At 73.4% G+C, this 10,466-nt stretch carries 12 protein-coding genes; 5 read left to right on the top strand and 7 right to left on the bottom strand.

The annotated features are described in order from the left end of the window. The 5 genes from AB0J57_RS18810 to AB0J57_RS18790 form a co-directional block, all read right to left on the bottom strand. Nucleotides 1–199 (bottom strand): hypothetical protein (locus AB0J57_RS18810; RefSeq protein ID WP_366129322.1); only part of this gene is annotated, 199 nt, incomplete at its 3' end. A gap of 35 nt (nucleotides 200–234) precedes the next feature. Next, nucleotides 235–1,239, bottom strand: a complete 1,005-nt coding sequence (locus AB0J57_RS18805; protein WP_366129321.1) for an LLM class F420-dependent oxidoreductase — start codon at nucleotides 1,237–1,239, stop codon at nucleotides 235–237. A 99-nt stretch (nucleotides 1,240–1,338) separates the two neighbouring features. After that, on the bottom strand, nucleotides 1,339–2,163 hold the full coding sequence (locus AB0J57_RS18800) for a hypothetical protein (protein WP_366129320.1): 825 nt from the start codon (nucleotides 2,161–2,163) through the stop codon (nucleotides 1,339–1,341). A gap of 162 nt (nucleotides 2,164–2,325) precedes the next feature. Then, nucleotides 2,326–3,159, bottom strand: a complete 834-nt coding sequence (locus AB0J57_RS18795; protein ID WP_366129319.1) for an N-acetylmuramoyl-L-alanine amidase — start codon at nucleotides 3,157–3,159, stop codon at nucleotides 2,326–2,328. A gap of 153 nt (nucleotides 3,160–3,312) precedes the next feature. Next, nucleotides 3,313–3,969, bottom strand: a complete 657-nt coding sequence (locus AB0J57_RS18790) for a class I SAM-dependent methyltransferase (protein WP_366129318.1) — start codon at nucleotides 3,967–3,969, stop codon at nucleotides 3,313–3,315. Nucleotides 3,970–4,085: 116 nt separating this feature from the next. Between AB0J57_RS18790 and AB0J57_RS18785 the strand changes: the two genes are divergently transcribed. The 5 genes from AB0J57_RS18785 to AB0J57_RS18765 all read left to right on the top strand — a co-directional run bounded on the left by AB0J57_RS18785 (nucleotide 4,086) and on the right by AB0J57_RS18765 (nucleotide 8,947). Next, nucleotides 4,086–5,522, top strand: a complete 1,437-nt coding sequence (locus AB0J57_RS18785; RefSeq protein WP_366129317.1) for an MFS transporter — start codon at nucleotides 4,086–4,088, stop codon at nucleotides 5,520–5,522. Between the two features lie 80 nt (nucleotides 5,523–5,602). Further along, nucleotides 5,603–5,824 (top strand): hypothetical protein, encoded by a 222-nt coding sequence (locus AB0J57_RS18780; protein WP_366129316.1) that lies wholly within the window; start codon nucleotides 5,603–5,605, stop codon nucleotides 5,822–5,824. A 195-nt stretch (nucleotides 5,825–6,019) separates the two neighbouring features. Next, on the top strand, nucleotides 6,020–6,880 hold the full coding sequence (locus AB0J57_RS18775; protein ID WP_366129315.1) for a MaoC/PaaZ C-terminal domain-containing protein: 861 nt from the start codon (nucleotides 6,020–6,022) through the stop codon (nucleotides 6,878–6,880). 57 nt (nucleotides 6,881–6,937) lie between these two features. After that, nucleotides 6,938–8,014: a Zn-dependent alcohol dehydrogenase gene (locus AB0J57_RS18770; RefSeq protein WP_366129314.1), complete on the top strand. Its 1,077-nt coding sequence runs from the start codon at nucleotides 6,938–6,940 to the stop codon at nucleotides 8,012–8,014. 12 nt (nucleotides 8,015–8,026) lie between these two features. Further along, nucleotides 8,027–8,947, top strand: a complete 921-nt coding sequence (locus AB0J57_RS18765) for a 3-oxoacyl-ACP reductase (protein ID WP_366129313.1) — start codon at nucleotides 8,027–8,029, stop codon at nucleotides 8,945–8,947. A gap of 59 nt (nucleotides 8,948–9,006) precedes the next feature. Here AB0J57_RS18765 and AB0J57_RS18760 read toward each other — a convergent pair whose 3' ends face one another. Beyond that, nucleotides 9,007–9,159, bottom strand: coding sequence for a hypothetical protein (locus tag AB0J57_RS18760; RefSeq protein WP_366129312.1), 153 nt, complete (start codon nucleotides 9,157–9,159; stop codon nucleotides 9,007–9,009). A gap of 50 nt (nucleotides 9,160–9,209) precedes the next feature. Continuing rightward, the gene (locus tag AB0J57_RS18755) at nucleotides 9,210–10,385 is read right to left on the bottom strand and encodes a hypothetical protein (protein ID WP_366129311.1); all 1,176 of its coding nucleotides are present in this window, start codon (nucleotides 10,383–10,385) and stop codon (nucleotides 9,210–9,212) included. Nucleotides 10,386–10,466: the final 81 nt, after the last annotated feature.

Here is a 10,466-nt window from a genome sequence, read left to right as displayed (position 1 = left end):
CGTCGAAGGTGAACAGGTCGTGCGACCAGCCGGCCAGCCAGCGGGCCGCTTCCTGGACGAACTGGACCAGGTCGTTGGCCCGGTTGGCGTCGAACAGGTACATCAGGATCCACAGGCCGATGATGGCGGCCATGACATCGGCGACTACCGCGATCGCGGTCGCCGCCTGCGCGCTTCCGTTCCGATGACGGGGAGACATGCTCGACGGGTTGCCGCTCACCGGCCCGTCAAACGCTAGGCGTTGAGGTCCGCGAGTACCCGCAGCGTCGCCGGGTCCGGTGCCGTCACCAGAAGGTCCGTCACCGGGCCCTCGCGCCACAGCGCCAGGCGCTCGGCGATCCGGGCGCGGGGACCGACGAGGGAGATCTCGTCGGCGAAGGCGTCCGGGACGGCCAGCACCGCCTCGTCGCGGCGCCCCTGGGCGAACAGCTCCTGGACGCGGCGGGCCTCGGCCTCGTACCCCATGCGGGCCATCAGGTCGGCGTGGAAGTTGCGGGTGGTGTGGCCCATGCCGCCGATGTAGAAGCCGAGCATCGCCTTGACCGGCAACAGGCCCTCGGTGACGTCGTCGCACACCTGGGCGCGGGCCATGGGTGCCACCATGAAGCCGGCGGGCAGGTCCTTCACGTCGTACACGTCGGGGCGCAGCGGAGACCAGTACAGCGGCAGCCAGCCGTCGGCGATCCTCGTCGTCTGGGCGATGTTCTTCGGGCCTTCGGCGCCCAGCAGCACGGGCAGCTCCGGGCGGAGGGGGTGGGTGATCGGCTTGAGGGGCTTGCCGAGGCCGGTGCCGTCCTCGCCGGCGTACGGGTGGGAGTGGAAGCGCCCGTCGAGCGTGACCGGCCGCTCGCGGCGCAGGACCTGGCGGACGACGTCCACGTACTCGCGGGTCGCGGTGAGCGGCGATGCGGGGAAGGGGCGCCCGTACCAGCCCTCGACGACCTGTGGTCCCGACAGGCCGAGCCCGAGCATCATCCGGCCGCCCGAGAGGTGGTCGAGGGTGAGCGCGTGCATGGCGGTGGCCGTCGGCGTCCGCGCGGCCATCTGCGCGATCGCCGTGCCGAGCCGGATGCGGCTGGTGTGCGCCGCGATCCAGGTGAGCGGGGTGAACGCGTCCGAGCCCCACGCCTCGGCGGTCCAGACGGAGTCGTAGCCGAGGCGCTCGGCCTCGCGGGCCAGGTCGAGGTGGCCGGGGTGCGGGCCGCGCCCCCAGTAGCCGAGTGCCAGTCCGAGCCGCATGCCGCCTCTTCTCTGACGGTACGTCAGTTCCGGGGCCCGACTGTACGGGAACGGCCCCCCGCCCGGAAGGGCGAGGGGCCGCGCCGTGACCGTGGGTGGTTAGCCGCGCTGGATGCCCGTGGTGTCCTGGAGCACGCCGCGGCGGCCGTCCTGCGTCTGGGCCACCAGGCCCTGGCCGCGCTGCTCGACCGCCAGGTACCAGGTGCCCGGCGCCAGTTCCGCGATCGGCGTCGGCGAGCCGTCCTCCGCGTACAGCGGACGGGCCACCGGGACGGCGAACCAGAACGGCGAGAAGTCCGATGCCCCGGCGGGCGCGGGCGCGGGCTGGGCCGGACCGGGCTGGCCCTGCGGGGCCGGCTGGCCGGCCTGCGACGGCTGCGGCTGGCCCGGCTGGCCGCCCTGCGTGGCGCCCGGGTAGCCGTAACCACCCTCCGGCTGACCGCCGTACGGCGGCTGCTGGGCGCCGGGGTAGCCGTAACCGGCCGGCGGCTGGCCGCCGTACGGCTGCGGCGCCTGCGGACGCGGCGCGCCCACGAGCGGGGCCTTGAGCGCCGGGACGAGCGGGGAGGCGATCGCGGCCGCGGCGAGCGCGATGGTCGCCAGCAGGCCCAGGATCATGCCCGCGCCGGCGTCGGCGTCCATGTCGATGATGGTCCAGAACGCCGTCCACAGCGAGAAGATGCTGAAGGCCACACCGAACTGGCCGAGGTCGATCCCCGCGACCTTGCGGCCGGGCATCGCGCGCCCGACCACGATCAGCGCGGCCCCGATGACACCGGAGAGGAACATGCTCATCAGGAGGCCCAGGCCGTCCCAGGCGTTGCGGCTCTCGAAGTCCGAGCAGTCGACCCCACTGGGGCAGTCGAAACTGGTGAGGTCGAGGAACGAGGCGATGAACAGCACCACCGCTGCTCCGATCACCACGCCATCGCCTCGAGTGAGGGAGCGGATGTTCACGTGTAAGAGTCCTTCGTCGGTTCGTCTCGTCGGGGTGGCGCGAAGCACGGGGGTGGCCGGCCCCATGGTACGGATGCGGTACCGGCCCGGGGCGACCCCGGGCCCCCGGCAGGCTACCGTCCGCCGGGCCTAGCCCCGCAGGTAGGTGCTCACGCCGGCCGCGATTCCCTGGGCCGCTTTCTGCCGCCATGCCGCGTCTGTCAGCAATGCGGCGTCCTTCGGGTCACGCATATTGCCGCATTCGATGAAGACTTTGGGCACGGTTGAGAGATTCAGTCCGCCGAGATCCTTGCGTACGTCCAAACCAGTACCCCCGCCCACGTAGTTGGCCGGAGCGCTTCCGGTCGCCAGCGCGAACTCCCGGGCGACGCGCTGCCCGAGGGCGCGCGACGGCACCACGATCCGGGCCGTGTCGGCCGCGCCGTCCTTGACCAGTGCGGGAAGAATCACGTGGAAGCCCCGGTTCCCGGTGCCCGAGCCGTCCGCGTGGAGGGAGACCACGGCGTCGGCCTTCGCGGCGTTGCCGATGCGGGCGCGCTCGTCGATGCACGGCCCGAAGGGGCGGTCGGCGTCCTGGGTGAGGGTCACCGTGGCGCCCTGCCGCTGGAGCAGCGTGCGAAGACGGTGTGAAACATCCAGGGTGAATTCGGCCTCCGTGTAACCGGAGTTCGTGGACGTACCGGTGGTGTCGCATTCCTTGCGGTTCGTTCCGATGTCCACGAGCCGGTTGATCTCCCGGGGGTGATCGAAGTTTCCCGGATTGTGACCCGGGTCGATCACCACGGTCTTGCCGGCGAGGGAGAGCGGGGCGGCGGGGGGCGGCGTGCTCCGCGCCGGGCCGGGAGTCACCGGCCCGGGGCCCAGCGCCCGGGGCGCCGGGCCGGCCGCGCCGCTGGTCGTGTTCCACGCCAGCCAGCCGGCCGTCGCGGCGGCCAGGGACGCCGCGACGGCGAGCGTGACCATGAGCTTCGTGCGGCGGGGCGTGGCGGGGCTGTCGTCGTCGTGCACGGGCCGATGCTATGCGCTGCTCCCCGGCCGCACGGCCCCGCTCACACCGAGCCGCGCCCGGATTCCCCTCGTCGGACCCCGGGGGCCCCGGGCCGTGCGGCGCTGCGGTCAGATGCCCGGGCCCGTGCGGCGCAGCACGCGCAGGGAGTCCGTCACCGACACCTCGGTGAACGCGCCCGACTCCAGGGCGCGCAGGTAGATGCGGTACGGGGCCTGGCCGCCGTCCGCCGGGTCGGGGAAGACGTCGTGGATGACCAGCAGCCCGCCGTCGGCCACGCGCGGCGCCCAGCCCTCGTAGTCGGCGGTGGCGTGCTCGTCGGTGTGGCCGCCGTCGATGAAGACCAGGCCGACCTCGCCCGCCCACACCCGCGCGACCTGGGGCGAGCGGCCGACGACGGCGATGACGTGCTCCTCCAGGCCCGCCCCGTGCAGGGTGCGGCGGAACGCCGGCAGCGTGTCCATCAGCCCGACTTCCGGGTCCACCACCGTCGGGTCGTGGTACTCCCAGCCCGGCTGCTGCTCCTCGCTGCCCCGGTGGTGGTCGACGGTGACGGCCACCGTGCCGGCCGCCCGCGCCGCGTCGGCGAGCAGGATCGTGGAGCGCCCGCAGTAGGTGCCGACCTCCAGCAGCGGCAGCCCGAGCCGCCCGGCCTCGCCGGCCGCCGCGTGGAGCGCCAGGCCCTCGCGTACGGGCATGAACCCCTTGGCGGCCTCGAAGGCGGCGAGCGTCTCCGGCGCGGGTGCGGGCGCGGCGGGCACGGCCATGGGTTCCTCCTGGTCGGACAGTCCTACTGGGCGGTCACATCGTAGGCGGCCGGGACTTCCGGCCTACGTCCATATCCGGATGTACGGACCGCACCGCACCTGCGACCATGACAGCCATGTCCGAGCCGCGTACCGAGACCGCCGCCCAACTCCCCATAACCACCGACCCCGCGCGCCCCGCCGCCCGCACCTGGGCGGTGCTCCTCGCCGCCTGCGCCGGTCAGTTCCTGGTCGTCCTCGACGTGTCCGTCGTGAACGTGGCGCTGCCGTCGATGCGGGCCGACCTCGGGCTGTCGGCGGTCGGGCTCCAGTGGGTGCTCAACGCGTACTCGATCGCCTTCGCCGGATTCATGCTGCTCGGCGGGCGGGCCGCCGACCTCTTCGGGCGCAAGCGGATGTTCCTGGTGGGGCTCGGGCTGTTCACCGCCGCGTCCGTGGCCGGCGGGCTCGCCGTGGAGGGCTGGCAACTGCTCGCCGCCCGCGCCGTGCAGGGGCTCGGCGCGGCGGTCCTCGCGCCCGCGACGCTCACCATCGTGACCGCCGCCGTGCCGCCGGGGCCCGCGCGGACCCGGGCGATCGGCACCTGGTCGGCGGTGGGCGCGGGCGGCGGTGCGGCCGGCGGACTGGTCGGCGGCGTCCTGACCGACCTGCTCTCCTGGCGCTGGGTGCTGCTGATCAACGTCCCGGTCGGCGTGCTGGTGATCGTCGGCGCCGCGCTGTGGATCCGCGAGAGCCGGACGGAGGGCGGGCGGCGGCTCGACCTGCCCGGCGCGGTGCTGGTCACCGCCGGCCTGGCGGCCGTCGCGTACGGCATCGTCCAGACCGAGGAGGCAGGCTGGGGCGAGGCGGCGACGCTGCTGCCGCTGCTGGGCGGGGTGGCGCTGCTGGCGGCGTTCGTGGCGGTGGAGGCCCGGACGGACGCCCCGCTCATGCCGCTGAAGGTGTTCCGGTCCAGGGCCGTGTCGGCGGCCAACGTGTCGATGCTGGTGAACGGCTCGGCCTCGTTCGCCATGTGGTTCTTCATGACCGTGTACGCCCAGAACGTGCTCGGCTACACGCCGCTGGAGGCCGGTCTCGCGCTCGTGCCCAGCTCGGTCAGCGTCATCGTCGGCTCCAAGCTGGCGCCGAAGCTGATGGTGACCACCGGGGCGCGCAACCTCGCGGTGATCGGCACGCTGATCGCCGCCACCGGGTTCGGCTGGCAGTCCCTGATGGACGCGCACGGTACGTACGCGACGACGATCCTCGGCCCCGGCATCCTGATGATGCTGGGCATCGGCCTGACCATCACCCCGCTCGCCTCCCTCGCCACCCAGGGCGCCGCCCCCGGTGACGCGGGCCTCGTCTCGGGCCTGATCAACACCTCCCGCACCATGGGCGGCGCCCTCGGCCTGGCCGCCCTGTCGACGGTCGCCGCGTCCCGGATGGCGGGCGGAACGGGCCCGGAGGCCCTCACGGCCGGGTACGCGCTGGCGTTCCGTACCGGCTCGGGCATCCTGCTCGCGGGGGCGGTGCTGATGCTGCTGTGGCTGCCGCGCCGGGCCGAGGCGTAGGCCGCCGCAGGGCCCCCGCCCGCCCCCCGGTCACGGCAGCCCCCTGCCCCCTCCCGGCGCGGTGCCCCATACTGGCGGCAATGACGAACCGATCCGCGCCCCGGCGCCACCTCGCCACCAGTCCCTTCAAAGCCCCCGTCGCCGCACCGATCAAGCACTTCGCGGTGGGGGACCGCGTCTCCCACGACAGGCACGGCCTCGGCACGGTCATCGCCGTCGAGGGCCAGATCGCCACGCTCGTCGACTTCGGGTCCCAGCAGACCCGCATCGTCAGCCCGTACAAGGGCATGGACAAGCTCTGACCGCCCGCCCATCGACCTGCGACAGCTATACCTGACACATCGTCAGGACTCTTCCCAACCCCAGGGGCTCGCGCTATACAGGAGGCCACCGGCGCTAGAACGCGTTCTAGAACCGGCCCTTCACGGCCTCGGCGCGGTCGACGGTGCGGACGGCCGTGCCGAGGTCTTCCGTCGGTCCGCCGTCCAAGGAGCCCCATGCCCATCGACGCGAACCAGGCGATCTCGGCCGAGCCCCGCTCCGCCGAGATCACCTGGGACCACAAGGACGTCCAGCTCTACCACCTCGGCCTCGGCGCCGGCACACCCGCCACCGACCCCGACGAGCTGCGCTACACCCTGGAGTCGCGGCTCCACGTCCTGCCCAGCTTCGCCACCGTCGCGGGCGCCGGCATGGGCATGATGGGCGGCCTCGCGGCCCCCGGCATCGATGTCGACCTCGCCGCCGTCCTGCACGGCGGACAGCGCATCGAGCTGCACCGCCCGATCCCCGTCAAGGGCCGGGCCGTCACCACCGCCCGCGTCGCCGCCGTCTACGACAAGGGCAAGGCGGCCGTCCTGGTACTCCGCTCCGAGGCGGCCGACGACGACGGGCCGCTGTGGACGAGCGACGCCGAGGTCTACGTACGCGGCGAAGGCGGCTTCGGCGGCGAGCGGGGACCGTCCGCCCGCCTCGAAACCCCCGACCGCGCCCCCGACCGGACCGTCGAACGGCACGTCCGCGAGGAGCAGGCCCTGCTCTACCGGCTCTCCGGCGACTGGAACCCGCTCCACGCGGACCCCGAGTTCGCCAAGCTCGCCGGCTTCGACCGGCCGATCCTGCACGGCCTGTGCACGTACGGCATGACCCTGAAGGCCGTCGCCGACACCCTGCTCGGCGGGGACGTCGCCCGTGTCCGCGCGTACCGCACCCGCTTCGCCGGCGTCGCGTACCCGGGCGAGACCCTCCGCATCCGGATGTGGGAGGGCCCCGGCCGCGTCCAGGCCGTGGTGACGGCCGCCGACCGCGACGACGCCCCGGTCCTCGCCGACACCCTCGTGGAAACCGCGTCCTCGTAAAGGCCGCGTCCTCGCAAAAACCGCGTCCTCGTAGAAACCGTGTGAAGGAGCCGCACCATGCGCGCAGCCGTACTGCACGAGACCGGACAGGACAAACTCGAAGTCCTCGACGACGTCGAGGCGGTGGGCTTCGGCCCCGGCAAGGTGCGCATCCGGGTCAGGGCGACCGGCCTGTGCCACTCGGACGTCTCCGCGATGAGCGGCGTCCTGCCGCAGCCCGCGCCCTTCGTCCCCGGCCACGAGGGCGCCGGCGAGATCCTGGCCGTCGGCGACGGGGTGACGGCCCTCAAGCCCGGCGACCGGGTGCTGCTGTGCTGGCTGCCCGCGTGCGGCGCCTGCCCGTCCTGCAAGCGCGGCCAGACCCAGCTCTGCCTGGCCGGGTTCCTCAACGCGGGTACGCCCAACTTCAAGCGCCCCGGGGGGGACGTCTTCGGCTTCGCCGGCACCGGCACCTTCGCCGAGGAGGTCGTCGTGGACGCCGGCTGCGCGGTGCCCATACCGGACGACGTCCCCTTCGACGTCGCCGCGCTGATCGGCTGCGGAGTGACGACCGGGCTCGGCGCGGCCATCAACACCGCGCGCGTGGAGGCCGGTTCCTCGGTCGCCGTCATCGGCTGCGGAGGCGTCGGCATCTCCGCGATCCAGGGCGCCAAGCTCCAGGGCGCGGCACAGATCGTGGCCGTCGACCCGGTGGCCTCCCGGCGGGAGGCGGCGCTGCGGTTCGGCGCGACCGAGGCGGTGGCCCCGGAAGAACTCCCCGACGCCAAGCAGCGGATCACGGCCGGCGAGGGCTTCGACTACGTCTTCGAGGTCGTCGGCCGCTCGGCGACGGCCCGCACCGCCTACGAGGCCACCCGGCGCGGCGGCACGCTCTGCATCGTCGGCGCGGGCGCCATGGACGACTTCCTCCAGCTCAACATGTTCGAGCTGTTCTTCGACGAGAAGCGGATCCTGCCCTCGATGTACGGCGGCGGAGACGTGCTCCGCTCGTACGAGAGGGCCATCGCCCTCTGGCGGGCCGGCCGTATCGACCTCGCGGGACTGATCACCCACCGGGTGCCGCTGGCCGGCATCAACGACGCGCTGGAGCAGATGCGGACCGGCGAGGCGCTGCGTACCTGCGTCGAGATCTGAGGAGGAGATCCCATGACCATGCCTCTACGGGACCTCTCCGCGATCATCACCGGTGCCGGCCGGGGCCTCGGCCGCGCGGAGGCCCTCGAACTGGCCCGGCTCGGCGCCGCCGTCGTCGTCAACGACTACGGGGAGGGTTCGGCGGACGCCGCCGACGAGGTGGTCACCGAGATCCGGGCGGCGGGCGGCCGGGCGGTGGCACACGTCGGGGACGTCGCCGACCACGCGACGGCCGGCGCCCTGGTGGACCTCGCCGTGACGACGTACGGGCGACTGGACATCCTGGTCAACAACGCGGGCATCCTGCGCGACCGGATGGTCTTCTCGATGAGCGAGGCCGAGTGGGACGCGGTGATCCGCGTCCACCTCAAGGGCCACTTCAACACCACGCACTTCGCGTCCGTCCACTGGCGGGAGCGCGCGAAGGCAGCCGGGGCCCCGGTCCACGGCCGGATCGTCAACACCTCCTCCGAGGCGTACCTCGCCGGCTCGGCGGGACAGCCCAACTACGCGGCCGCCAAGGGCGGCATCGTGGGCCTGACCACCTCCACGGCGCTCGCGCTCGCCAAGTACGGCGTCACGTGCAACGCCATCTGCCCCCGCGCCCGCACCCGGATGACCCGGGACGTCTTCGCCGGCTTCAAGGAACCCACCGGCGGCCAGGAGCTGGACCCGCTGTCCCCGGACCACGTCGCACCCCTCGTCGGCTACCTCGCCTCACCCGCCGCCGCCGGCGTCAACGGCCAACTGCTCGTCGTCCACGGCGGGATGGTGGCCGTGATGGAGGCGCCGAGGGTGGCGGCGAAGTTCGACACGGCCAAGGAAGCGTTCTCGTACGAGGAACTGGACGCCCTGCTCTCGCCCTACTACGCCGCCCGCCCGCCCGGCGAGACGTTCGCCGCCACCCAAGTCCTGTCCCTGGCGAAGGACTGACGAAAGGGGCCGCCCCGGAGGATCTCCCCGGAGCGGCCCCTTGTCAGGCTGTCGTGCCGTCAGGCCGCGCTGTTGTGCGGGTCCTTGCGGTGACGGCCGTGCGGCTGCGTCGACACGTCCTCGGTCGACGCCGCGCCCCCTCGGTGCTTTCCGGAGCCGCCGGCGTCCCCCTGCGGTCGCCCGTGGGTCGTGTCGGTGCTGGCTTCAGACATGTGGGAAGTTCACCCCGTAGTGATCGCTGACGATGTTGCGGCCCGAGAGTCTATCCACGGGCTGTGCGGCCGGTGAGCGGTGCCTGCTGCAACGGCACCGGCTTGCACACACCAGGAGTCACCGCGCGTCCGGACGGTTCCCCGCCGGCGCCTTCCGATTGTGCCGATTGTGTGGCGGGATGCGGTACGCGCTCCTCCGGCACCGCCATGGCCGCCGCCTCCACCCGCGCCAGGCCGCACGGCACCGCCCGCGTCGCGTACGGCAGCCGCAGCACCCCGTCCCGGCTCCACAGCCCCGCCCCCGCCAGCCACCCCTCCGGTGCCGCCAGTTGGTGCAGGCGCCGTCCCGCCGGGCGCCACACCCCCACCCAGCTCCCCGCCGCCGCGTCGATCCGCAGCGCCACGGCGCACGCCTCCGGCGTCAGCATCTGCCCCGGCTGTATCGCGAACGGCGTCACCGCCGCGTCGGGCAGCCGCAGACACTCCGGGAATCGCACCGGCAGCGTGCTGCCCAGCACCCCCCAGCCCAGCCGGTGGTGGCCCGGTGACGGCGCGTCGGACCGGATCAGCAGCAGCCCGCTGTCCGGGTCGGCCAGCAGCACCCGGTCGTCGCTGCCGTCCGTGATCTGGAGCAGCGGGGTCACCTCGCCGCCCCGCTCCAGATCGACCGCGACCGCCTTCACCGGCCCGCCGCCGGCCGGCCGCCGGTTCAGCGCCAGCATCCGGCCCGTACGGTCCAGCCACGCCCCGCCCGTACAGTGCCCTGCGACCTCCGCGACGTGCTCGGGCCCACCCCCCGCCCCGCCCGTCACCCGCCAGACGCCCGTCGAGTGCTCCCGGGCCGTCAGCGCGTACACCCCCACCCCGTCCGGCGACGGCGGCAGCAGCCGCAGCGACGCCGACTCCACCGCGCCCAGCAGCAGTTCACCGGTCCGCGGCCCGGTCGGATACAGCAGCGAGAAGACGTACCGCCCGCCCGTCCGGCGCCCGATCAGCACCCGCCCGTCCACCAGCGGGAGGAGCTGCGCGTGCGGCTCCTCGGGCTGCGCGGCCGGAAGCGGCACCGCGTACGGTTCCGGCCCGTCGAGCGTCCACCGCTCAGGGAAGAGCGCCTCGCCGTCACCGGCCAGCCGCGCCGCGTAGGCGCCGTTCGCCGCGATCGTGAAACCCGCACGCGACACCGCGCCGTCGTCCTCCGCGGTGGTCTCGATGGCACAGGCTGTCATCGATTCGTCACCTCCGGCGACCGAAAGTAGTTATCGCACTTCCAGCCGAACAACGAGAGCCTCCGCGCTTCACCTATAAGG

Origin of the sequence: Streptomyces sp. NPDC049837 (assembly GCF_040674455.1) — a bacterium.
Lineage (GTDB): Bacteria > Actinomycetota > Actinomycetes > Streptomycetales > Streptomycetaceae > Streptomyces.
This window is presented reverse-complemented; position numbering and strand designations above follow the sequence as displayed.

What these genes read in the sequence shown, in the direction of transcription:
- AB0J57_RS18805 (WP_366129321.1), bottom strand. Translation starts at nt 1,239, where the DNA reads ATGCGGCTCGGACTGGCACTCGGCTACTGGGGGCGCGGCCCGCACCCC.
- AB0J57_RS18795 (WP_366129319.1), bottom strand. Translation starts at nt 3,159, where the DNA reads ATGGTCACGCTCGCCGTCGCGGCGTCCCTGGCCGCCGCGACGGCCGGC.
- AB0J57_RS18790 (WP_366129318.1), bottom strand. Translation starts at nt 3,969, where the DNA reads ATGGCCGTGCCCGCCGCGCCCGCACCCGCGCCGGAGACGCTCGCCGCC.
- AB0J57_RS18785 (WP_366129317.1), top strand. Translation starts at nt 4,086, where the DNA reads ATGTCCGAGCCGCGTACCGAGACCGCCGCCCAACTCCCCATAACCACC.
- AB0J57_RS18780 (WP_366129316.1), top strand. Translation starts at nt 5,603, where the DNA reads ATGACGAACCGATCCGCGCCCCGGCGCCACCTCGCCACCAGTCCCTTC.
- AB0J57_RS18775 (WP_366129315.1), top strand. Translation starts at nt 6,020, where the DNA reads ATGCCCATCGACGCGAACCAGGCGATCTCGGCCGAGCCCCGCTCCGCC.
- AB0J57_RS18770 (WP_366129314.1), top strand. Translation starts at nt 6,938, where the DNA reads ATGCGCGCAGCCGTACTGCACGAGACCGGACAGGACAAACTCGAAGTC.
- AB0J57_RS18765 (WP_366129313.1), top strand. Translation starts at nt 8,027, where the DNA reads ATGACCATGCCTCTACGGGACCTCTCCGCGATCATCACCGGTGCCGGC.
- AB0J57_RS18760 (WP_366129312.1), bottom strand. Translation starts at nt 9,159, where the DNA reads ATGTCTGAAGCCAGCACCGACACGACCCACGGGCGACCGCAGGGGGAC.
- AB0J57_RS18755 (WP_366129311.1), bottom strand. Translation starts at nt 10,385, where the DNA reads ATGACAGCCTGTGCCATCGAGACCACCGCGGAGGACGACGGCGCGGTG.